Source organism: Streptomyces cavernicola, assembly GCF_029968035.1.
In the GTDB taxonomy this organism is placed as follows: domain Bacteria; phylum Actinomycetota; class Actinomycetes; order Streptomycetales; family Streptomycetaceae; genus Streptomyces; species Streptomyces cavernicola.
This window is the reverse complement of sequence record NZ_JASCIQ010000025.1, coordinates 28,592-50,996: the sequence shown is the minus strand read 5'-3', so window position 1 is coordinate 50,996 and position 22,405 is coordinate 28,592. Positions and strand designations below refer to the sequence as shown.

Below are 22,405 nucleotides of genomic sequence, written 5' to 3'. Positions count from 1 at the left end.
CCGAGAGCGGAGAACGCCGATGGCCCCTGCAAGCCCCGAACCGACGACCGCCGCGACCCTCACCCTCAAGCCCGGAACGGCCTGGAACGACGCCTGGCAGCGCTGCCGGAACGTCGCCCCCGAGGCGTTCCTCGACGACCGGGTGCTCAACCTCTGGGCCGCGAACTGGCAGCCCGGCGGTCGCACTCTGCCCGCCACCAGCCCCGTCGACGGCACCCCGATCGCCGGCCCGCCGCGCCTCGACGGCCCCACCGCCCGACAGGCGGTACGCGCGGCGCTCGACCAGCACCGCGCCTGGCGGCACGTGCCGCTCGCCGAACGCCGCGCCCGCATCGCCGCCGCCCTCGACGCCCTCACCGAGCACCGCGAGCTGCTCGCCCTCCTCCTCGTCTGGGAGATCGGCAAGCCCTGGCGCCTCGCGCAGGCCGACGTGGACCGGGCGATCGACGGCGTGCGCTGGTACGTCGACGGCATCGAGCCCATGCTGGACGGCCGCGCCCCGCTCGACGGCCCGGTCTCCAACATCGCCAGCTGGAACTACCCGATGTCCGTCCTGGTCCACGCGATGCTCGTACAGGCCCTCGCGGGCAACGCCGTGATCGCCAAAACCCCGACCGACGGCGGCCTCGCCTGTCTCACCCTGGCCTGCGCGCTCGCCGCCCGCGAAGGCGTCCCGATCACCCTGGTCAGCGGCAGCGGAGGCGAGCTCTCGCAAGCGCTGGTGCGCGCGCCCGAGATCGGCTGCGTCTCCTTCGTCGGCGGCCGCGACACCGGCGCGGCCGTCGCCACCGCCGTCGCCGACCTCGGCAAACGCCACATCCTCGAACAGGAGGGCCTCAACACCTGGGGCATCTGGAACTACACGAACTGGGACGCGCTCTCCGCGGTCGTCCCGAAGCTCTTCGACTACGGAAAGCAGCGCTGCACCGCCTACCCACGCTTCGTCGTCCAGCGCTCCCTCTTCGACCAGTTCCTCGACGCGTACCTCCCGGCGGTGCGCTCCATCCGCATCGGCCATCCGCTCGCCGTCGCCGACCCGGCGGACCCGCCGCCCAGCCTCGACTTCGGCCCGCTCATCAACGCGGCCAAGGCCAAGGAGCTCACCGACCAGGTCACCGAGGCCGTCGACCGCGGAGCGGTGCCGGTGCACCGCGGCACCCTGGCCGACGGCCACTTCCTGCCCGGACAGGACATCTCCGCGTACGTCCCGCCGGTCACGCTGCTCGGCCCGCCGCCCTCGTCGCCGCTGCACCACGCGGAACCCTTCGGTCCGGTCGACACGATCGTCCTGGTCGACACCGAGGCGGAGCTCCTGGCGGCGATGAACGCGTCCAACGGCGCGCTCGTCGCCACGCTCTCCACGGACGACCGGGCCACGTACGAGCGCCTCGCCCCGCAGATCCGCGCCTTCAAGGTCGGCCACGACAAGCCCCGCTCACGCGGCGACCGCGAGGAGCTCTTCGGCGGCTTCGGGGCGTCCTGGCGGGGCGCGTTCGTCGGCGGTGAACTCCTCATCCGCGCGGTCACCCAGGGCGACGACGGGGAACGGCTGCCCGGGAACTTCCCGGAGTACCACCTGATGCCGTGACGACCCCGGCCGTCATGTGACGCGCGCCACTCGCGAGCCGGTCCCGCCCCATGCGGGCCGGCTCGCGACGGCCGAAGATCGGCAGCGGGTGATCACGTGAACACGAACGGTGTACCTGCGCCCACCTGCGGAGATCCGCTGCCCGCTCCGGCCGGGGCAGGCTCGCAGGCCGAGGGATACGCAGGTGAAAGGCACTCTGAATCCTTGGTATTGTTGTCCATGTCGCCGCGGGGCAAGGCCCCGGCAGGCGGCAGACACCTAGTCCGGGTGGCGGAATGGCAGACGCGCTAGCTTGAGGTGCTAGTGCCCTTTATCGGGCGTGGGGGTTCAAGTCCCCCCTCGGACACAGATCAGATCCCCACGGTTCCTCGGAACCGTGGGGATCTTTCGTTGTGCCGAGTCGGCCGTGCGTGAGGCGACGCTCACCGCGGGCCCGCGAGGCTGAAGGCGTGAAGCACGCCGTACATCGGCAATGCGAGTTTAGATCCGTGGGCCCGCGCCGAGGCGAAGACTCCTTGTTGGAAGAACACATCTCCAACAAGGAGGCATCATGTCCCACACAACAGTTCTCACGCTGCAGTCCGCCGAGCCGCGCTGCCCCGACTGGTGTGCCGGCGAATCGGCGGCGGAAGCCACCGGGAGTCATCTGAGCGCACCTGTCCGGCTGTTCGGGCCGGATGGCGGCGCCGCCCGGGAACCGCTGATGACGGTCCGCGTCGGGCTCGGGCACGACGAGGAGACGAGCGGGGTACCGCCCCGCCTGTGGCTCTCGACCGTCGACGCGAGTGCGGAGATCGACAGCGCCGAGCTCGGCACCCTGATCGAAGAAGTGGAGCGATTCGCGCTGCAACTGCGTGGTGTCCGGCACCGTTTCGACCATGTCATCCGTGGTCGCTGCCGAGACCGTCGAGCACTACCCGTCGCCGAACCACCCCCTCGAAATCGTCCCCCCGTGCCCGCCCTGGTGCCAGTACCGGGACTGGGACGAGCACAATCTGACGGGGCTCCTGCGTGACTACTTCCACGCGTCGCACGAGCACGTGATGGAGCTCGGGCTGCACACGCTGTCCAAGAGCAAGGTGGGGCTGCATCCCGAGACGCTGGAGCTCGCCATGGTGCACATGCCGTACACCCGGCTCCCGCAGATCGACGTGACCGTCGGCGGCTCCCAGGGTTGGGGGTACGCGAAGGTCACGTTCGAAGAGGCCGACGAACTGCGTGCCCGGCTCAGCGAGTTCCTGGCCCTGGGACGGGAGTACGCGCCCACCGATGAGCCGCCCACATGCCAGGAGCTGATGGACTACTGCGGTGCCCGGGTCGTGGAGCATCCGTTCGACGCTCCGGGCTTCCACGGTCACGCGGTCGGCGACACGAAGCAGGGAGGACCCGTGTGGGTGACGCTCCCGCAGCACCTCACCCAGCTCGGCAAGGAGGAGTGCATCACGCACCTGCTCGCCGAGGTGCATGAAGTCCAGGGCCAGGACGAACTCGTCTCCGATGGCCGAGGCCGTTTCGCGCAGGCGGGCCGACCGCCGGGTGCACCCGGCCCGCTCGTCGTCAGCGCGGCCGCCTGACCCGCTGCGACCTCATCGACGGGCCGGTCCGGAGGCGGTCGGCCCGTCGGTGAGGTCCCCCCGTTCGGGGTTGTGTCAGTGGGCGTGGTTACAGTTCGAAGAGCGATGCAGTACGTGTCGACCGACCAACGGGGGTTCAGCTCATGGCGCTCTTCGGCAACGCTCACACCGTCGACCCGGGCAAGGCGCAGCAGGAGTACGCGCGGCTCTTCGGACACGGTGAACAGGTCTACGCGGCCTACGTGTTGATCCGCGACACCATCCTCTTCACCGACCGCCGCCTCGTCCTCATAGACAAGCAGGGGATCACCGGCAAGAAGGTCGAGTACCACTCCGTGCCCTACAAGAGCATCACGAGGTTCGCCGTGGAGACCGCCGGGCACTTCGACCTGGACGCGGAGCTCAAGATCTGGGTCTCGGGAGAGTCGGCGCCGATCGAGAAGACCTTCACCAAGGGCGTGAACATCTACGAAGTGCAGGCGATACTCACCCAGTTCGTGGCCCGCTGAGCGACCCCGGCAGGTGAGGCGGTCCCTCGGGCGAAGGGGCCGGTCAGCCCCTCGTACGGAGGACCTTCGCCCCTGCCGACCCGGTCGAAGTGTGCGCACGATGGAGGCATGAACGCGCTTCCGGTCGTCACCGCAGTCGATGGATCCGAACACAGCGTCAAGGCCCTGGAATGGGCGTTGACCGCCGCCCGCGAGCGAGGGGCGGAACTCGTCGTCACGCACGTCAGAACCGACTACGTGACACAGGTGCCGCTCCATGGGGACCTGCCGGTCATCCCGCTGCCCGAGCCGGACGAGTCGCCCGTCCTGAAAGAGGTGAGCGCGCTCCTCGACGGCCGCACCGACCTGCCGCCCGTCCGCATGGTCAGCGTCGACGGCAACGTACCGTCCGCCGTGACCGCGCTCGGGGACGAGGCGCAGCTGCTCGTGGTCGGCTCGCGCGGACGCGGCGGCTTCGCCAGCCTGCTGCTCGGCTCGGTGAGCCGGGCCTGCGCGGCGCGCGCCGGCTGCCCCGTCGTGGTGGTGCCGCACGCCGCGCGCACCGAGCCCGTGCGGCTGCCGGACGGCGTGCCGCCCGTCGTGCTCGGCCTCGAACCCGAGGAGACCGGGGACGCGGCCGTGGAGTTCGCCTTCGCGGAGGCCGCCCGCAAGGGTGCCCGCCTCGAGGTCGTCACCGCGTACACCGTGCCGCTGTCCACGCTCACCCTCGTCGGGCCGTACGTCGCGGCCGCCGGCGACGACGATCGGCCGCAGATCGAGGCCGACCTGCGGGAGGCGCAGCAGCGGCGGCTCGAACCGTTCGTCGCGCAGCGGCCGGACGTCGAGGTCACCCGGGTGGTCGCCCCGGCGGACGCCGCCGGGCAGCTCGTCGCGTCCTCCCGGACGGCGGGGCTCCTCGTCGTGGGCCGCCACCGTCGGCGCCTCTCGCCCGACGCGTTCCTGGTCGGGTCGGCGGCGAACGCCGTGCTGTTGCATGCGCATTGTCCTGTGGCGGTCGTGCCGTAGCTCCGCCTGGGTTGGGGGAGGCGATGCATGGCCCTGCGGGCTCGCGTCCTCAATCGCCGGACGGGCTCCTTCAGTTGCCCCTCCCCGCCCCTTCCCGTAAGCCTGCGGCGCTGTTCTTTCGGCTTTCCCGCCGTCGTGGTTGCTCGCGCGGTTCCCCGCGCGCCCCTATCGGGGCACGAATCCCACCAACCAGTCCGCCGTCCCCGGCAGCCACTCCGCTCGGGCGTTGCCCAGGAGGTGGTCGCCGTGGGGGATCACCTCGTACGAACCCTGCGAGGCCTCGCGGGCCAACTGCTCGCCGTTGACCACGCCCGGGGTCACGTCCTCGCCGCCCTCCACCTCCCGCAGCGGGCACGTGATGCGCCGGGCGACGCCGCGCAGGCCGACCCAGGAGGCGAACTCCCGTGCCGCGTCAGCCCCTCCGCACCGCAGGGCCAGGGTCTCCCTGACGTACTGCGGCAGCTCGTCGGGGTGCAGGCGGTACGGGCCGCTGACCGCGACCGCCGCCCGGATACGCGGATCGTGCGCGGCGGCGACCGACGCGTAGAACCCGCCGAGGCTGAGCCCGCACACCCCGAGGCGGCCGGTGTCTACGTCCCCGCGAGCGGCGAGCGCGTCGACGGCCGCCGAGACGACGTGCTGGTAGTCCGCGCGAGGTGCCCGGCAGGCCCTCGCGGCGGGGGAGCGGGCCGTGACCGCCGCGCAGGACGACGGCCGGCGACCGCTGCGGATCGACGTGTGGGGGCATCTGTACGGGCCGCTGCGCATCCTCGCCCAACTGGCTGCCGACGAAGCGAGGTCGGGCGTCGAGCTGGGCACCGGGCCGGGTGCCGAGCCGGGCGCCGCGCCGGACATCAAGCCAGGCGCCGAACCGGGCACCGGGCCGGGGGGTGCCGAACCGGGCATCGAGCCAGGCACCAAGCTGGACATCGAGCCGGGCACCGGCCGGGACTTCCCGTCCGTCGCCGACGCGGTGCGGCGCGGCGACGTCGACGCCGGGCTCGGTCGCGTGCCCGTGCTCGACCCGCGCGCCACGGCCGGGCTCGCCCGGCGCCTCGTACGCCTCGAACCGGTGGACGCCGTGCTCAGCGCGGAGCACCCGCTGGCGGGGGCCGAGCGGCTTCGGCCCGTCGACCTCCGGGACAGTGTGCTGCGCTACCCGGCGGACCTGGCCCGGCTCGACTTCCTGAACTGCTTCGCCCGCCGCTTCGGCATCCAACACCGGGTCGGGTCGGCCAACTTGGGCCTCGACCCGTTCCTCGCGCAGGTGCGGTCCGACCCGGGCTGCTTCACCCTCTTCCCCGCCGACGCGGTGAGCGCGGACACGCCCGGCGTGCGGTTCGTGCCACTCGTCGAGCCGACGCCCCTGTACGCCTGGTCCCTGGTGTGGCCGGAAGGGCGCGAGCCCGACCGGATCGGCGCGCTGCTCGCCGCCTGCGCGCGGGTGGGCGGCCGAAGACGCTGGACGGAGTTCGCCCCGGCGCGCGACTGGCTGCCGGGCCAGTCCGAAGGCTGACCGACCGACCGCCCTCGGACGGAACCCCAACTCGCCTCGTGCAGAAGGGGGTTGAACATCAGATTCCGGACCTACCCTGCACCTGGAGGAGTGTGCAGCGGTCGCCCGAGGGAGACACGCATGAGCGATGTACGCACGGAAGGCGCGCAGCCACGCGGCGGCGGGCGCGGCCCCGGGCCGGGGCGCGGCGAGCGGCTCGCCGACTGGGCGGACGGTCGCCTCGGGCTCTGCGCCGTCGCCAAGTCCCAGATGCGCAAGGTCTTTCCGGACCACTGGTCGTTCCTCTTCGGCGAGATCTGCCTCTACAGCTTCCTGATCCTGATCCTCACCGGCGTCTGGCTCACCCTGTTCTTCGAGCCGAGCGCCGTCGAGGTGGTCTACCGAGGGCCGTACGAACCGCTCAACGGCGTGCTGATGACCCGGGCGTACGAGTCGACCGTCGAGATCAGCATGGAGGTGCGCGGCGGGCTGCTGATCCGGCAGCTGCACCACTGGGCGGCGGTCGTGTTCGTCGCCGCGATGCTCGTGCACATGATGCGGGTGTTCTTCACCGGGGCGTTCCGCAAGCCGCGCGAGCTCAACTGGCTGTTCGGCTGGACCCTGTTGATGCTCGGCCTGATCACCGGCCTCACGGGCTACTCGCTGCCCGACGACATGCTCTCCGGCACCGGCATCCGCTTCGCCCAGGGCGCGATCCTGTCGATCCCGGTGGTCGGCACGTATCTGTCGATGTTCCTGTTCGGCGGCGAGTTCCCCGGGCACGACATCATCTCGCGGCTCTATCCGATCCACGTCCTGCTGCTGCCCGGCATCATGCTCGGCCTGGTCGTCGCCCATCTGATCCTGGTGTTCTTCCACAAGCACACCCAGTTCGCGGGGCCCGGCCGCACGCAGCGGAACGTGGTGGGCGCGCCGTTCCTGCCCGTGTACGTGGCGAAGGCCGGCGGGTTCTTCTTCCTCGTGTTCGGCGTGCTCGCGCTGATGGCGGCCGTCGCGACGATCAACCCGGTGTGGGCGATCGGCCCCTACCGGCCCGACCATGTCTCCACGGGCGCGCAACCCGACTGGTACCTGGGCTTCTCCGAAGGGCTCATCCGGGTCATGCCCGGCTGGGAGATCAATGCCTTCGGGCACACCCTGGCGCTCGGCGTCCTCATCCCGTTCCTGCTGTTCCCGCTGGTCATGCTGGCCATCGCCGTCTACCCGTTCATCGAGGCCTGGGTCACGGGCGACCGCCGCGAGCACCACATCGCCGACCGCCCGCGCAACGTCCCGACCCGCACCGCGCTCGGCGTGGCCTGGCTCAGCCTGTACGGGGTGCTCCTGATCGGCGGCGGCAACGACATCGTGGCCACGCATCTGGGCCTGTCCATCAACGTCATCACCTGGTCGGTGCGGATCGCCGTGTTCGCCGTGCCCGCCCTCGCCTTCGTCGTGACCCGCCGCATCTGCCTCGGCCTGCAGCACCGCGACCGCGACAAGGTGCTGCACGGCCGGGAGAGCGGCACCATCAGACGGCTGCCGCACGGCGGGTACGTCGAGGTGCACGAGCCGTTGACCCCGGCGCAGCGGCACACCCTCACGGCCCACGAGCAGCCCGCCCCGTACGAGACCGGGCCGGACACCGACGCCGGCGGCGTGCGGCGCAGGATCCGGCGCGCGGACCGGCTGCGCGCCCGCCTCTCCCGCTCCATGTACGGCCCGCGGGCGCAGGTGCCGAAGGCGACCGCAGAGGAGTATCGGCGCCTGGAGCGGGAGCATTAAAGTCGGTCCATGGCCTCTGCGAGCTCCGCGACCGCCGCCGTGACCGACCCCGAACTCCCCACCCCGGGAAGGCGGTTCGGCGGACGGGTCGCCGTGGTCACCGGGGCCGCGTCCGGCATCGGGGCCGCCAGCGCCGCCCGGCTAGCCGCCGAGGGCGCGGCCGTCGTGCTCGCCGACGTGTCCGCGGAGCGCGGCCGGGACACGGCCGCCGAGATCCGCAAGCGGGGCGGGCAGGCCGCGTTCGTGCACGCCGACGTCGCGGAGCCCGACGACTGGCGGCGGGTCGCCGAGGCCGCAGCGGAGTTCGGTCCGGTCGGGGTCTTCGTCAGCAACGCCTTCACCGTGGACGTCACCCGCGCCCACGAGATGCGCCTGGAGTCCTGGAACCGGCAGTTGGCCGTCAACCTCACCGGCTCGTTCCTCGGCTTCAAGGCGCTGCTGCCCGAACTGCGCGCCCAGCGCGGCGCCGTCGTCCTCACCTCGTCCGTGCACGCCCACGCCGGCATCCCCGGCCATCCCGCGTACGCCGCGACCAAGGGCGCCCTCGTCTCGCTCTGCGGTCAACTCGCCGTGGAGTACGGGCCGGAGGTGCGGGTCAACGCCGTCCTGCCCGGACCGGTCCTCACCGGTGCGTGGGACCGACTGTCGGCCGAGGACCGCGAGCGCAGCGCCGCACAGACCGCGGCCGGCCGCCTCGGCAGGCCGGACGAAGTGGCCGCGGCGATCGCCTTCCTCGCCGCCGATGAGGCCTCGTACATCACCGGGTCGAGCCTCCTCGTCGACGGCGGCTGGACGGTGATGAAGGACTCGTCCTGACCTCCCCGGCCGGGAACTGCCTTACTCCGCAAGGGAGTCGACCAGTTCCGTCAGTGCCTCGGCGAGCAGGTCGAGGCCCGGTCCCGCCGGTCCGCCCGGCTCCTCCATGTAGAGGTCGCGGCGGATCTCCAGCATCAGGGCCGTCACGCGCGGCTCGGACCCGTAGAACTCAAGGGGTACGTACGCCCCCGCGAACGGGCTGTTCCGGCCGGTCGTCCCGCAGCGCGCGAACGCCGACTCGGCGCGGGCGAGCAGCTCGGGCGGGGTGTGGAACGGGTCGGCGCCCAGGCAGACCGGCGGCCGGGGCCCTTCGCCGTGCAGCTCGTACGGCAGCCGGTGCGTGGGGTACGAGTGCACGTCCAGGATCGCCGCGCGGCCGGCCGCGGCGAGCCGCTCCCGCACGGCCTCCGTCATGGCGTGCGCGTACGGGTGGAAGTACCGGTCGAGCAGTGGCCGTTCGTCGAAGTCCGGGGCGCGGAGGGGGAGTCGGTCGGAGGTGCGGGTGTAGACCGCGCCCATGCCGACCTTGCGCATCTCCTCGCGCGCGTCCGGGAAGCGCTCCGGGTCGACGACGAGCCGCGAGAGCCGGTTGACGAACCGCCACGGGGTGCGGCGCGCCGCGGCGGCCGCACGGGCGGCGAGGACGTCGGTGTGCGCGTCGACCATGTGGTCCGACTCCCGGGCGAGCGCCGCGTCGTCAAGGACGATGCCGCCGCGCACCGCCTGCACGGTCCGCGCGGCATGCGGGACGTGCAGCAGAACGGGTGCGTCGGCGGCACCGGGGAGCAGCGTGAAGGGCGGTCCTGACTGGGTGTCGTCCATGCGCCCACCCTAGAGAGAGCGCGGGGCGGGACCTCAGCGGTCGGCGTAGACCACCCACACCTGGCCCGTCGCGAACGGCATCCGCTGCCCGTTGGCGAGCGTGAACGTCGTGCCCGACTCGGCGGTCGGCCGGCTCCAACGGGTCGAGTAGGCCTTGCCGTCGCGCAGCACCGTCGCCTTGCCCGAGCCGATCGTCTTGATGTACGGGGTGACCGCGCCGTTCACGTCCCGGTACTTGGACGGCGGCATCGCGACGTGCTGGATCACGACCGTGCGGGGCGCCATCTGCTTGCCGTTGGTCTGCATCGCGGGCGAGCCGTCGAACGAGACCCGCCAGCGCTGCAGCTTCGAGGACCAGCGGAAGGTGTGGCTCGCGCTGGCGTACCGCACGGTGCGGCTGCTCGTCTTCACACCGCCCTGCGGGGCCGCGCCGAAGCGGAACCCGATGTCCTTGGCGAGGCTCGCCTTCGGCGCCGACTTCAGGAGCGCGGTCGGCTTCACGAACAGGTTGTGCGGTGCCTGCCGGCTCGCGCTGCGGAAGTACGCGCTGGGTACCCGGCCGTGCGACCGCACATAGATCGGCGAGCGGTTCAGGTAGCTGGTGAGCGAGCTGCGCACCCCGGAGTAGGCGAGCGCCGGGTGCCCGAACTGCCGAAGGAGCTCCACGTCGGACTCGCGGGCGCTGCGCACCGGGCCGACCGAGGCCGGCTTGCGGCTGGCGTACACGCCCATCAGGCGGCTCATCCCGCCCTCGACCTTCTCGACGTAGACGATGTCGGCCTTGTTCAGGTTGTGGTGCGGGCGGGCCCCGCGGGCGTTGTCGAACTTCACGGCGAGCACCTGGCCCGGGTTCGCCTCCTTGCCGGTGAAGGGTGACACCTCGCCCGGGGCAGCGGCCGTCCGCCCGGCGCCGCCGGATCCGATGTCCTGCGCGCCGACGTCGGCCGCGGCGCCGAGGGTGAGCGCGCCGGCGGCGACGAGCGCGAGCAGTCGCGCGCCGTGGCGGTTGGTGCGGGTGGCCGGTGCAGATCTCGCTGTCATCGCAGCGCCTCCGTCGTCCGTAGCGTCCGTAGCGTCCCTGCTGGATTCGCTGGCGCAGTCCTTCCGTGCGAGCGCCCGGCGTCTACCGCTGCGGCGGCCATCCGACCGCGGCGTATTCATCCTTTCCGGCCGGATCGGGAGCCCGCGCGGCGCGGCTACGGGACGGATGAAGGGCATGGATTTCAGGGAATTTCAGGGAATTTCAGCGGATTTCGCGCGCGAGTGAAGCTGTGCGCAGCGGCCATGACGGGCGATGCTCGCGCCCTCACCGCGCGTCCAACAAGATGCACCCGCCATCTGCCTTCACGGCCCCGAGCATCGGTGGGGACGGACCCGACCGAAGTGCGAAGGAACACGATGGGAGCACGGCACGCCGCCGACCGACGCCCGAACGACCACGAGAGGCCGGAGCCCCGTACGGGAACCCGCCCCGACCGGAACGCGAACCGGCAGGCGAACCGGAACGCGAACCGGTCACCGAACCGGCCACCGGCCGGGCCGCCGAACCATCCGCCGAACCGGCACGCCAGGCCGGGGACGAGTCTGCCGCAGCTGGTGGGCTCGGGCCTCGCCGCCGCCGCGGCCATGGCGCTCGCCTCCGAACTGAAGCTGTACGGCACCACGGCCGGCGCGGTCGTCTTCGCCGTGGCCGCCACCGCCGGGGCGCCGCTCATCCAACTCGCCCTGCACCGCGCGGCGGACGGCTGCGCGGCCCTGCTGCGGGCGGCCGGCCGCGCCCGGCGGCAACCGGGGCCGGGCCGCCCGCGCCGCGCCCTCGCGCCGATGGCCGTAGGGGCCCTGCTGCTCGGCGCCGTCGCCGTGACAGCACCGACCGCGGTGGCCGCGGCCCAGCCGGCCGAGGTCGCCCTCGACCATCCGCCGGCCCGTGACCCGGCCGAGCGCGGCAGTACGGACAAGGCGCCGACGGTCCGCTCCTTGGACGTCAAGTCGCTGACGCCGAGGGGAAGTTGAGGAGCGGACCGGCCGGCCCCCGAGCCGCGGACCTACTTCCCGAGGCCCGCGCCCTGGTCGGCGCCGATGTTCCGGACATCGGTGAGCGGATTGCCGAAGTAGTCCTGACGCGTCCCGTCGTCCGCCGTGACCGAGCCCGCGCCGAGAGCAGGGGAGCCGGAGCGCAGCCGCAGGTCGTCCGGGGTGCGCGGGTCGGCCGAGCGCAGCAGCGGGTCGGCGTTCACGGCCTGCGGGTCGCGGGGCTGCGCGGTGTGCCAGTACAGGTTGTTGCGGTACGTGCTGATCGTGTCCTTGATGGGGGAGCCCGCACCGGCCGCGCCCACGAACACGTTGTCCTGGAACGTCGTGCCGCTCTGCCCGTTGTTGGAGACCAGGGCGGTGTCCGCGCGGTCCGTGACGACCGTGTTGCGGTAGATCCGGGTGTCCGTCGTGGGGTTGCAGACGACCGAGATCACCGCGTACGGGGCCATGGTGTTGCGGTCGTTGATGCTGACGTTGTCGTGGAAGCGGTTGCCGTCCGTCGTCATGCCCGAGCCGTTGCAGACGAGCAGGAAGCCGCCCTCGTTGTCGTGGCTGTAGTTGTAGCGGTAGACGTTGCGGTTGTTGCCGCCGTCGAAGTCGAAGGCCATCGAGTCGAGGGTGCCGTGGCCGCCGGTGACCTCGTTGTACTGGTAGAGCACATCGTCGGAGTTCCAGGCCCAGATCCCGGCGTTGTAGCCCGCCGAGCGCATGTTGAAGCCGTCCACGTAGTTGTGCTCCACCAGCGCCTTCGAGGCCGTCTGCACGACGATGCCGTCGCCGCCCACGTCCCGTACGTCGTTGCCGCGGATCGTCAGACCGGTGATCGCCTCCCAACTCGTGCCCGGTCCCTCCGGGTGCTCGGGGCGGCGGCCCCAGGTGGAGGACGTGCCGATGCCGGTGCGGTCCACGTGCCGGACCGTGGAGTCCTCGATCCGGACGCCGTCGAAGCGGGTCGGCCGCTCGGAGCCCTGCACCGCGAAGAGGATGCCGCCCGAGGGGTCCGGGTCCTTGAAGTCGGCGCCGTTGACGTCGTGCACGTCCACGCCGTCCACCACGAAGTCCTCGGCCACGCCGTAGTCCACAGCCTGTACGAGGACGCCCGCGCGGCGCTCGGTGGTGGTGGGCGCGCCGGTGTTGGACACGTCCAGGTTCGAGATCCGCCAGTGCTCGGTGTTCACCAGGTGCACGGTGGCGCGCGCCCCCGCGCCCTCAAGGCGTGGCTTCGCGCCCTGCCCGTACGCGTCGATCACGGCGGGGGAGCCGTCGGCGCCCGCGCCCTTCGGGGTCAGTACGCCGGTGCATGCGGTGCCGCGTCTGATCAGCAACCGGTCGCCGGGGCCGAGGACTTGACGACTCGCCCGCTCCAGGGACCGCCAGGCGGCGCCGGGTGCGGTACCGGCGGCGGAGTCGTCGCCGCGCGCACAGTCGACGTGGAAGGACGTGCCCGCCGCGCCCCGCGCCGACGCGGCGGCGGGCGGCAGCCCCACGACGACGGTGAGGGCGGCGACGATCGCGGTGGCGGCGGTGACGGTACGGCGCAGGGGCATGGCGCGCTCCGATCCGATGAGGGGCGGCCCCGAACGCCGGGGCCGGGGAGTGCGGGCACGCTACTGGGCGCCGAGCCGCCGAGCCCATGGACAAACGAGCCGCGATCTTGGACGCAGCGGGACCGATGGGGAGATGCCGCACGGAGTGCGCATCTCAGGGGCGCGGGGCTGTGACATCAGCGGCTCCGCCGCGGGGCGCGACCGGCCCCCACCGACCGGCAGCCGACAATGAAGCGCGCTCACGGTCGAGCGGACCTCAGCCCTGCGCGTACACCACCCACACCTGACCCTTGGCGATGTCCAGGTGCTGGCCGTCCGAAGTCCGGTAATCCGTCGGCCGGTTCGCGGCCGTGCGGCTCCATTCGCCGTCGTACGCGCGGCCGTTGCGCAGCAGCAGGACACGGCCGGAACCCGTGGTCTCGGTGAGCGGGGAGACGCTGCCCCAGCGGTCCTTGAAGCGGGAGTCCCGGATGTCCGTGTACTGCACGATCACCGTCGCCGGGGTCAGCTTCGAGGGCTTGCCGTCGAGCTCGACCCGCCAGTGCCCGCGCTCCGCCGACCAGACGAAGTCGAAGCTCGCGGCCGGGTAGCGGACGCTGTACCGGATGGTCTCCTCGCCGCCCGGCGGGCGTGGGCCGACGCGGAACCCGAACGACGCCGGGTCGCAGGCCGAGGGGTGCGGGTCGAGGCGGTCCGGGCGCAGGAACAGGTTGTGCGGGGCCGCCCGGTCCGCGGAGCGCACGAACGCGTCCGGGTCGTCGCCCGGCGTGCGCGGCTCCAACGGCGCCGCGTCGATGAGGGGTTGCAGCTTGGACTGCGCACCGGAGTAGGCGAGCACCGGCCGCCCGTACTGCCCGAGCAGGTCCAGGTCCGTCTCGCGGGCGCTGCGGACCGGGCCCACGGAGTCCGGGAGCCGGCCCGTCGTGTACATCGCGAGCAGGCGGCTCAGCCCCGACTCGACCTGCTCGACATGGATGACGTCGGCCCGGTCGAGCCCGGTGTGCGGGCGGGCCGGAGCCACGTTGTCGATCTTCACCGCGAGCGGGACGCAGCCGTCCTCGCCGGCCCCCGGACGCCGCTGCTCGTCCTGCTGCTGCGGCTGGAGGGTGCAGCCGGCCAGAACGGCGGCGCACCCCAGCAGAAACAGTCGCCTACCTATGCCGCTCCCCATGCCCTACCCATACCCCCGTGGCCCCCGTTAAGGCCGCAGCCAGCTGTCCGAAATGCGCCAGCTTCGCGCCCGCCCGCGCGTGAGCCTGAAAGGCATGAACCACGTGACAGCCCCTCTTCCCTTCTCCTCTCCCGCCGACCGGGTCGCGGCCGCCGACTGGCCCGCGCTCGGCGCCGAACTCGACGCGTACGGCTGCGCGTCCACGCCCCCGCTCCTCACCCCCGCCGCCTGCCGCCGGATCGCGGAGCTCTACGACGACGTCGCGCGGTTCCGCTCCACCGTCGACATGGCACGCCACCGCTTCGGCTCCGGCCGGTACCGCTACTTCGACCACCCGCTGCCCGAGCCGGTCACCGAACTGCGCGCCGCCCTCTACCCGCGCCTGCTGCCGATCGCCCGCGACTGGGCGGCACGCCTCGGCCGCCCCGCGCCCTGGCCGGACGACTTCGACGACTGGCTGGAGCAGTGCCACGCCCTCGGCCAGACGCGTCCGACCCCGATCCTGCTCACGTACGGGCCGGGCGACTGGAACGCCCTGCACCGCGACCTGTACGGGGACGCGGTCTTCCCGCTCCAGGTCGTCATCGGCCTCGACCGGCCCGGCGCCGACTACACCGGGGGCGAGTTCCTGCTGGTCGAGCAGCGCCCGCGGGCCCAGTCACGGGGCACGTCGGTGCTCCTGGAGCAGGGCCGCGGGCTGATCTTCACGACCAGGGAACGCCCGGTGCGCTCCGCCCGCGGCTGGTCGGCGGGGCAGTTGCGGCACGGGGTGAGCGTGGTCCGCTCCGGCACGCGGCGCACGCTCGGGCTCGTCTTCCACGACGCGGCGTGAGCACAGGGGGGGCGTGACCACAGAGGTGACCGCAGGCACGACGCCTCACGGCGAGCTGTCGCCGGGCCCGCGCGGTCCCAGGACCTCCGCCAGGTCGTACGACACCGGCTCCTCCAGTTGCGCGTACGTGCAGCTCTCCGGGGTGCGGTCGGGGCGCCAGCGGCGGAACTGGGCGGTGTGCCGGAAGCGGGCCCCGTTCTCCATGTGGTCGTACGCCACCTCCAGGACGCGCTCCGGTCGCAGCGGAACCCACGACAGGTCCTTCTTGCCGGACCAGCGGCTCGGCGCACCCGGCAGCCGGGCCGACTCGTGCGCGGACTCCTCCGTCCAGGCCGCCCACGGGTGCTCGTCGGCGGACTCCAGGCGCAGCGGCTCCAGCTCGGCGATCAGCTCCTCGCGCCGCTGCATGGAGAACGCCGCGCAGACCCCGACGTGCTGCAGGGCGCCCGAATCGTCGTACAGGCCGAGCAGCAGGGAGCCGACGATCGGCCCCGACTTGTGGAAGCGGTAGCCGGCCACGACGACGTCGGCGGTGCGCTCGTGCTTGACCTTGAACATCAGGCGTTCGTTCTGCCGGTAGAGCAGGTCGAGCGGTTTCGCGATCACCCCGTCGAGGCCCGCGCCCTCGTACGTGCGGAACCACTCGGCGGCGAGCTCGGGGTCGGTGGTCGCGGGCGCCACATGGACCGGCGGGCGCGCGTCGGCCAGGGCCATGACGAGTTCGGCGCGACGGTCGCCGAAGTACGCGTCGACGAGGGAGCGGTCGCCGAGCGCCAGCAGGTCGAACGCGACGAACGAGGCCGGGGTCCGCTCGGCGAGCGTGCGGACCCGGGAGTCGGCGGGGTGGATGCGCTCGGTGAGCGCGTCGAAGTCCAGGCGGCCCTCGCGGGCGATGACGATCTCCCCGTCCAGGACGCAACGCCCCGGCAGGTTCTCCTTCAGCGCGGCCACCAGCTCGGGGAAATACCTGGTCAGCGGCTTGCCCGTACGGCTGCCCAGCTCGATCTCGTCCCCGTCGCGGAACACGATCGCGCGGAACCCGTCCCACTTGGCCTCGTACTGCATGTCCGGCGGGATCTTCTTCACGGGCTTCGCGAGCATCGGCTTGACGGGCGGCATCACCGGCAGATCCATGCAACCGATTCTGCGCGCGTACGAGGACCGCTGCCCGGTGTGCGAGGTATGTCGGGTACGCCTACCGTGGCTCGCATGGGCGGCGGCGAAGCGGTGGAGCTGGAGGCGGGCGGCCGGACCGTGCGCCTGTCCAACCCGGGCAAGGTGTTCTTCCCCGAGCGCGGGTTCACCAAGCTGGACGTCGCCCGGTACTACGCCGCCGTCGCGCCCGGCATCCTGCGCGCCCTGCGCGACCGTCCCACGACCCTGGAGCGCTACCCGGACGGCGTGACCGGCGAGTGGTTCTTCCAGAAGCGGGCCCCCAAGAACATGCCCGACTGGATCCCCACCGCCCACATCACCTTCCCCAGCGGCCGCAGCGCCGACGAGATGTGCCCCACCGAGGAGGCGGCCGTCCTGTGGGCCGCCCAGTACGGCACGCTCACCTTCCACCCCTGGCCGGTCCGCCGCGCCGACGTCGACCGCCCCGACGAGCTGCGCATCGACCTCGACCCGCAGCCCGGCACGGACTTCGACGACGCGGTCCGCGGCGCGCACGAACTGCGCGCCGTACTCGACGAGTTCGGCGGACTGCGCGGCTGGCCCAAGACCTCCGGCGGGCGCGGCCTGCACGTCTTCGTACCGATCGAGCCGCGCTGGACGTTCACGCAGGTCCGGCGCGCGGCGATCGCGGTCGGCCGGGAACTGGAACGCCGGATGCCGGAGCAGGTGACCACGAAGTGGTGGAAGGAGGAGCGCGGGGAGCGCCTCTTCGTCGACTACAACCAGACGGCCCGCGACCGCACCATCGCCTCGGCCTACTCCGTGCGCCCCCGCCCGCACGCCCCGGTCTCCGCGCCCCTGCGCTGGGACGAGGTCGGCACGGCCCGCCCCGAGGACTTCGACATCGCGACCATGCCCGCGCGCTACGCCGAACTCGGCGACGTGCACGCCGACATGGACGACCACCGCTTCTCCCTGGAGGCGCTCCTCGACCTCGCCGCGAAGGACGAACGCGACCACGGGCTCGGCGACCTGCCGTACCCGCCGGAGTACCCGAAGATGCCGGGCGAGCCCAAGCGGGTCCAGCCGAGCAGGGCGAAGCACGCGGACTAGGGCCGTTCTTTCTCCCCTCCCCGCCCCTTCCCGAAGTCCTCGGCGGACGCTCCGGGGCTTAGCCCCGGGACCCGGTCGTTCTTTGGCTGCCGCGCCGTCGTGGCTGGTCGCGCCCTGCGGCGGAGCCGCTTATGTCACAGCCCCGCGCCCCTATCGGGGCCCCATCGCCGCCCAAAACCAGCCCCTCCGGCGTTTGAGGAGCGGGGGTCCGGGGGCGGAGCCCCCGAAGCCTCCGCAGGATTTCGGGAAGGGGCGGGGTGGGGAGAAGTACCACCCCGTACCCCTACAACTCCCTGATCCGGATGTCCCGGTACGAGACCACGTCCGTGACCCCGTGGACCTGGAGCCCCACATAGCCGGAGGCGTATCTGCGACCGTCCGTGCCCGGGTCGTCCGCGCGCGGGGGCTCGAAGAGCTGGCCGCCCGTGTTGTCGAACTCGTTGATCAGCTTGCCGTTGCGGAACACCTCGTAGTGCTGGTCGACCACCCGGATCTCGTAGTCGTTCCAGGTGCCCTTGGGCGTGACCCCGGCGTCCGCGAGGCCGACGCGGTCGAAGCCGTAGATCGAGCCGGTCTTGTACATGTCGCCGTCGGGACGGTCGAGCACCTGCACCTCGTGCCCGTACTTGATGGCGACCCATTCCGGACGCGGCTCCTCCGGGTGGTCGTGGACCTGCGGGAACCGCACGAACACACCGGAGTTGGCGTTGCCCGCGCCCGGCGCGTCGTCCCGCCACTGCAGCTTCAGCGAGAAGTCCTCGTACTTCCGCTCCGGGAACCACAGCATGCCGAGGCCGGCCTCGGTCGTGCCCGAGGTCATCGAGCCGTCCTCGTTCAGGCCGAACGAACCACCGCCCACGTGCTCCCACTTGGCGAACGAGTCGGCCGAGCCGTCGAACAGCTTGCGGTAGCCCTCGGTCTGGCCGGGCCTGCCGATGCCGGACTGCTTGGCGGCGCGGTAGATCGTGCGGTGCTCGCGGGCGTCCACCACACCCTCCTCGACGAGCGCGTCCAGGACCTCCTCCACATGCTTCAGGAACAGCGCCTGCGACGACCAGTCCTTCTCGTCCTCGATCAGTTCGTTGATCGTGCAGCGGCTCTTCGTCATCCGGTTGGGCACGCCGCTGTCGACGTCCCCGACGAACACCGTCGGCCGCTCGTCGTACTCGGGGCAGTCCGGCGCGGGCACGCCCCCGCCCTCGACGACCGTGAACGCCGCCACCCGGGCCTCGGACGTGTTGCCCGCCTTGTCGCTCGCCCGGTACGCCACCTCGTGCCGGCCCGTCCGGTCCACGACCAGCGGCTCGGTGTACGCCACGTACGGCGCCCCGTCGAGCGAGTACTCGACCTTGTCCACGCCGGAGCCGCCGTCCGTCGCGGACACGGTGACCGTGGCCTTACCGACGTACGCGCCGTCGGAGTCGAGCGTCCCGTCGACCTTCGCGGAGGTCTCCGGCGGCGTCGTGTCCTCCGCCGGTGGCGCCACGACCACGAACTCGACGGCCTTCTCGGCGGCGACGTTGCCCGCCTTGTCCGCCGCCCGGTACCGCACCTTGTACGCGCCCGGCTCGTGGAACATCACGGGCGCCGTGTACGCCTGCCACTCGCCCGCGTCGCCCACCGCGTACTGCACGGTGTTCACGCCGGAACCCGCGTCCGAGGCCGCGACCGTGACCGTGGCCATGCCGACGTACGCGCCGTCCGCGTTCTGCTCGCCCGTCACCGTCGCCGAGGTCTCCGGGGCGGTGGTGTCGTCCGTGGGCGGCGCGACCACCGCGAACTCGACGGCCTTCTCGGCGGCGACGTTGCCCGCCTTGTCCGTGGCCCGGTAGCGGATCTTGTGGCTGCCGACCTGGTTCACGACGACCGGAGCGGTGTACGGCTGCCAGTCGCCGGCGTCCCCGAGCGCGTACTCGACCTTGTCGACGCCCGAACCGCCGCTCTCGTCGCTCGCCGACACGGTCACCGCGGCCTGACCGACATACGCGCCGTCCGCGTTCTGCGTGCCGTCGACCTTCGCCGAGGTCTCCGGGGCGGTGGTGTCCTCGCCGCCGCCTTCGGTCACCGTCAGGATGCCCTGCATCGTGCCGTGCCCCGGGATCGTGCAGTGGTACAGGTACCGGCCCGGCGTCAGCGTCACCTCGGCGGTGTGCTTGCCGCCCTCCGCGTCGGAGGGGTTGGCGAGGATGTTCAGGGAGACGTCGTTGTTGTACTCGGGGTCCGACACGTCGAACGTCAACGTGTGCGGCATGCCCGTGGTGTTGCCGGTCGCCGCGCTGTTCTCGAAGACGATCGTCGCCGGACCCGCCACCGCCGTGGTCGGCGCCGACACGTACTTGTCGATCCCGTCACCGGCCGTCCAGCTGAGGACCTGCGCCGCCGCGCCCTCGTCCTGCACCGGCCGCATGCCCGGATCGGGCTGGCCGTACGCCGTAGGGGCGGTCAGGCCGAGCATCATGAGGAGCGCGGCGAGCAGAAGCCTCAGGTATCCATGTCTGTGTCTCACCGGTCAGCCCTTCCTGGCCAGCTGGTCGGCGCTCGGCGTGGCCGCGCCGCCCTCGTAAGTGACGTGCCACAGCGCCGACTTGGCGTCCGAGGTGAAGAAGCCGCGCCCGTAGTCCAGGACGTACAGCGAACCGTCGGGCGCGAACTTCCAGTCCATGAGGTTCTTGATGCCGTCGTTGCCGATCGGCACGATCTTCTTCAGCGACTCGGCGTGCACCGGGATGCCGCCCTTGCCCACGGTCTTCGGGTCGGTGAGCACCGCGTGCCGCGGCTGGTCGCTGTCGTAGAAGTCGCCGACGAACCACTTCCCGTCCCAGTACGCGGGCCACTTGACCTCGCTCGCGCTGTCTGCGTCGTACCGGTACAGCGGCCCGTTCATCGCGGCCTGCCCGCCGCCCTTCAGCCACGGCAGGCGGAACGTCTGCTCCTCGGTCTTGTACGAGGGCACGCCGTTCGCGTCGCGCGGGAAGTCCGGGCCGCCGCCCTGCGGGGAGTACCAGATGGTGTTCGACGTGACCGGCGGCAGGTTCACCAGGCCGTCGTTGTGGGGCGACTCGTTCTTCGGGGCGTCGCAGTCGTACCAGCCGAGCGGCTGCGTCGGATCCGGCAGGTTGCGGTCCCGGTACGGCTGCTTGTTGCCCATGCAGTACGGCCAGCCGTGGTTGCCCGGACCGGTGATCGCGGCGAACGTGTCGTACTTCGCCGGGCCCCAAGTCGTCGACGGGGAACCGGCGTCGGGGCCGACCCAGCCCGCGTACAGCGTGTCGGTCTCCTTGTCGATCGAGATGCGCGCCGGGTTGCGCACGCCCATGACGTAGATCTCGCCGCGCGTCTTCCCGCCGCCCTCGTCGGTCTCCTCGCCGGTGAAGAGGTTGCCCTCGGGGAGCGTGTACGTGCCGTCCGGCTCGGGGTGGATGCGGAGGATCTTGCCGTTGAGATTGTTGGTGTTGCCCGCGGTGCGGCGCGCGTCCGCGAAGGAGACGCCGCCGAAGTTCGGCTCCGGGTTGTTGCCGGAGTAACCGTCGCTGAAACGACTGGAGTTGTTGTCGCCGGTCGCGATGTACAGGTTGTCCTTGGAGTCCCAGGCCATCCCGCCGCCCGCATGGCAGCAACTGTGGATCTGCACCGGCCACTTGAGCAGCACCTTCTCGCTGCCCAGGTCCAGCTTGTCGGTCTGCGGGTCGAGAGTGAACCGGGAGACGCGGCGCTCCGCCATGTGCGTCTCGCGGTTGATCTCGGAGTGCGGGGTGTAGTGCAGGTACACCCAGCCGTTGTCCCCGAAGTCCGGGTCCAGCTCGATGCCGAGCAGCCCCTCCTCGACCTTGACCAGCTCGTCGCCGCCGCCCTTGTTGCCGAACACCGTGAGCGCGCCCGCGAGTTGAACCTTCTTGGTCTTCGGGTCGTAGACGTGGATCTCGCCCTTGCCCTTGCCGATGTCGGGGTTGTTCCAGTCGGTCACCACGGGCTGCGAGGAGTCGGCGCCGCCGCGGCCGATGTAGAACACCCGCCCGTCATCCGCCGTCACCAGGCCGTGCGGCTCACCGATCTGGTCGTTCTGGCCCGGCTGGTTGGGCTGCGTGACCCGCTCCGCCTTGTAGTTGGCGTTGATCGCGGCCTTGCAGTCGGCCCGTACGAGCCGCGTGGTCCACAGCAGCGCGCCGCGCAGATGGGCGCGGAAGTCCGTCTCGGCGTAGGAGTCGACGGTGCCGCCCATGCCGGTGTAGAAGGACCGCCCGCCGTCGTAGTCACGGCACCAACTCGCCGGATGATCAGGCCCGTTGGCGCCCTCGCCCGGCTTGTACGTCGCCTCGCGCACGCGCGCCACCGTGTGCACGTCGCCGGAGGGGTTCTTCTCCCAGTTCAGCCACTTGTCGGGGCGCTTCCACTCCAGGGGGAGGCCCTTGGTCGCCGGGTGTTGCCGGTCGCCGACTTCCACGGTCGCGCGCTGCGCGGGAGGGGTTCCTTCGGCAGGCCGGGCGCCGATCAGGCCCGTGAACCAGTCCGAGTACGGCTCGGCGCGGGCCGCGTCATGGACGCCGAGGAAGCCGCCGCCCGCCTCCATGTACGCCTCAAGTCCCAACTCCTGCTCGGGATCCAGGACATCGCCGCCGCCGGTCAGGAACACCACCGCGTTGAACCGGCCGAGCCGCCGCTCGTCGGTGAACACCGAGGCGTCGTCGGTGGCCGTGACGGAGAAGCGCTGCTGGGTCGGCCCGGACAGACCGATCTTCTCCACGGCCTCGATCCCCGCGTTGACCAGCGGCGTCTCCGGGCTCGCCGAGCCGTGGAAGAGCAGCACCCGCACATTGCTCCCGCCCGGCGGAGAGGGCAGCGACATCGTTGTCGTACGGCTCGTCGCCGGCGTACGGTCAGGGCCCGGATCCGGCCGAGCGGAGGCGGGGCCGGAGGCGAGCAGCCCTCCGGCGAGGGCGCCGATCGCGAGGCCGGTCGCCCAGAGCCTGCGAGATCTGTGCCTGCTTCTGCTTCTGCTTC

Annotated in this window: 18 protein-coding genes, 1 tRNA gene and 1 pseudogene; 12 read left to right on the top strand and 8 right to left on the bottom strand. The window is 71.9% G+C overall.

Translation table 11 applies throughout. The features are described from left to right. The first annotated feature begins 19 nt into the window (after positions 1 to 19). From QIS96_RS23025 to QIS96_RS23005, 6 genes and pseudogenes are all read left to right on the top strand, one after another. Positions 20 to 1,588, top strand: a complete 1,569-nt coding sequence (locus QIS96_RS23025; RefSeq protein WP_282544597.1) for an aldehyde dehydrogenase family protein — start codon at positions 20 to 22, stop codon at positions 1,586 to 1,588. Positions 1,589 to 1,849: 261 nt separating this feature from the next. After that, a tRNA-Leu gene (locus QIS96_RS23020) sits at positions 1,850 to 1,934 on the top strand. 204 nt (positions 1,935 to 2,138) lie between these two features. Continuing rightward, a pseudogene (locus QIS96_RS37905) lies at positions 2,139 to 2,447 on the top strand (DUF6907 domain-containing protein); the annotation flags it as partial. Positions 2,448 to 2,466: 19 nt separating this feature from the next. Then, positions 2,467 to 3,162: a DUF6907 domain-containing protein gene (locus QIS96_RS23015; RefSeq protein ID WP_282544596.1), complete on the top strand. Its 696-nt coding sequence runs from the start codon at positions 2,467 to 2,469 to the stop codon at positions 3,160 to 3,162. Between the two features lie 143 nt (positions 3,163 to 3,305). Beyond that, entirely contained in the window at positions 3,306 to 3,671 is a 366-nt protein-coding gene (locus tag QIS96_RS23010) for a PH domain-containing protein (protein WP_161697346.1), read from the top strand. 108 nt (positions 3,672 to 3,779) lie between these two features. Continuing rightward, positions 3,780 to 4,676 carry a universal stress protein gene (locus tag QIS96_RS23005; RefSeq protein WP_282544595.1) on the top strand — a complete coding sequence of 299 codons (897 nt, stop codon included), beginning with the start codon at positions 3,780 to 3,782 and terminating at the stop codon, positions 4,674 to 4,676. Positions 4,677 to 4,841: 165 nt separating this feature from the next. On the opposite strand, the gene QIS96_RS23000 is transcribed toward QIS96_RS23005, so the two are convergent. After that, positions 4,842 to 5,444, bottom strand: a complete 603-nt coding sequence (locus QIS96_RS23000) for an alpha/beta hydrolase family protein (RefSeq protein ID WP_282544594.1) — start codon at positions 5,442 to 5,444, stop codon at positions 4,842 to 4,844. Between QIS96_RS23000 and QIS96_RS22995 the strand changes: the two genes are divergently transcribed. From QIS96_RS22995 to QIS96_RS22985, 3 genes are all read left to right on the top strand, one after another. Continuing rightward, positions 5,368 to 6,192, top strand: a complete 825-nt coding sequence (locus QIS96_RS22995; RefSeq protein ID WP_282544593.1) for a LysR substrate-binding domain-containing protein — start codon at positions 5,368 to 5,370, stop codon at positions 6,190 to 6,192. The genes QIS96_RS23000 and QIS96_RS22995 overlap by 77 nt on opposite strands. A gap of 120 nt (positions 6,193 to 6,312) precedes the next feature. After that, positions 6,313 to 7,956 (top strand): cytochrome bc1 complex cytochrome b subunit, encoded by a 1,644-nt coding sequence (gene qcrB / locus QIS96_RS22990; protein ID WP_282544592.1) that lies wholly within the window; start codon positions 6,313 to 6,315, stop codon positions 7,954 to 7,956. 9 nt (positions 7,957 to 7,965) lie between these two features. Beyond that, a complete protein-coding gene (locus QIS96_RS22985) occupies positions 7,966 to 8,772 on the top strand; it encodes an SDR family NAD(P)-dependent oxidoreductase (RefSeq protein WP_282544591.1) in 807 nt (268 codons plus the stop codon). A 21-nt stretch (positions 8,773 to 8,793) separates the two neighbouring features. Here QIS96_RS22985 and QIS96_RS22980 read toward each other — a convergent pair whose 3' ends face one another. Continuing rightward, positions 8,794 to 9,594, bottom strand: a complete 801-nt coding sequence (locus QIS96_RS22980; protein ID WP_282544590.1) for an N-formylglutamate amidohydrolase — start codon at positions 9,592 to 9,594, stop codon at positions 8,794 to 8,796. 33 nt (positions 9,595 to 9,627) lie between these two features. Continuing rightward, positions 9,628 to 10,635, bottom strand: a complete 1,008-nt coding sequence (locus tag QIS96_RS22975; RefSeq protein WP_282544589.1) for a DUF3048 domain-containing protein — start codon at positions 10,633 to 10,635, stop codon at positions 9,628 to 9,630. 357 nt (positions 10,636 to 10,992) lie between these two features. Here QIS96_RS22975 and QIS96_RS22970 point away from each other — a divergent pair, with 357 nt between their 5' ends. Then, a complete protein-coding gene (locus QIS96_RS22970; protein WP_282544588.1) occupies positions 10,993 to 11,607 on the top strand; it encodes a hypothetical protein in 615 nt (204 codons plus the stop codon). Positions 11,608 to 11,639: 32 nt separating this feature from the next. Here QIS96_RS22970 and QIS96_RS22965 read toward each other — a convergent pair whose 3' ends face one another. Together QIS96_RS22965 and QIS96_RS22960 are read right to left on the bottom strand one after the other, a co-directional pair. Beyond that, a complete protein-coding gene (locus QIS96_RS22965; protein WP_282544587.1) occupies positions 11,640 to 13,175 on the bottom strand; it encodes a right-handed parallel beta-helix repeat-containing protein in 1,536 nt (511 codons plus the stop codon). Between the two features lie 256 nt (positions 13,176 to 13,431). Beyond that, on the bottom strand, positions 13,432 to 14,346 hold the full coding sequence (locus tag QIS96_RS22960; RefSeq protein ID WP_282544586.1) for a DUF3048 domain-containing protein: 915 nt from the start codon (positions 14,344 to 14,346) through the stop codon (positions 13,432 to 13,434). Positions 14,347 to 14,440: 94 nt separating this feature from the next. Between QIS96_RS22960 and QIS96_RS22955 the strand changes: the two genes are divergently transcribed. Next, positions 14,441 to 15,178 (top strand): 2OG-Fe(II) oxygenase, encoded by a 738-nt coding sequence (locus QIS96_RS22955; RefSeq protein ID WP_282544585.1) that lies wholly within the window; start codon positions 14,441 to 14,443, stop codon positions 15,176 to 15,178. A 45-nt stretch (positions 15,179 to 15,223) separates the two neighbouring features. Here QIS96_RS22955 and QIS96_RS22950 read toward each other — a convergent pair whose 3' ends face one another. Next, positions 15,224 to 16,312, bottom strand: a complete 1,089-nt coding sequence (locus QIS96_RS22950; protein WP_282544584.1) for an ATP-dependent DNA ligase — start codon at positions 16,310 to 16,312, stop codon at positions 15,224 to 15,226. 75 nt (positions 16,313 to 16,387) lie between these two features. Here QIS96_RS22950 and ligD point away from each other — a divergent pair, with 75 nt between their 5' ends. Further along, positions 16,388 to 17,407 carry a non-homologous end-joining DNA ligase gene (gene ligD / locus QIS96_RS22945; RefSeq protein WP_282544583.1) on the top strand — a complete coding sequence of 340 codons (1,020 nt, stop codon included), beginning with the start codon at positions 16,388 to 16,390 and terminating at the stop codon, positions 17,405 to 17,407. Between the two features lie 283 nt (positions 17,408 to 17,690). On the opposite strand, the gene QIS96_RS22940 is transcribed toward ligD, so the two are convergent. Then, positions 17,691 to 19,865 (bottom strand): OmpL47-type beta-barrel domain-containing protein, encoded by a 2,175-nt coding sequence (locus QIS96_RS22940; RefSeq protein ID WP_282544657.1) that lies wholly within the window; start codon positions 19,863 to 19,865, stop codon positions 17,691 to 17,693. Between the two features lie 51 nt (positions 19,866 to 19,916). Then, on the bottom strand, positions 19,917 to 22,250 hold the full coding sequence (locus QIS96_RS22935) for a ThuA domain-containing protein (protein WP_282544582.1): 2,334 nt from the start codon (positions 22,248 to 22,250) through the stop codon (positions 19,917 to 19,919). Positions 22,251 to 22,405 lie beyond the last annotated feature (155 nt).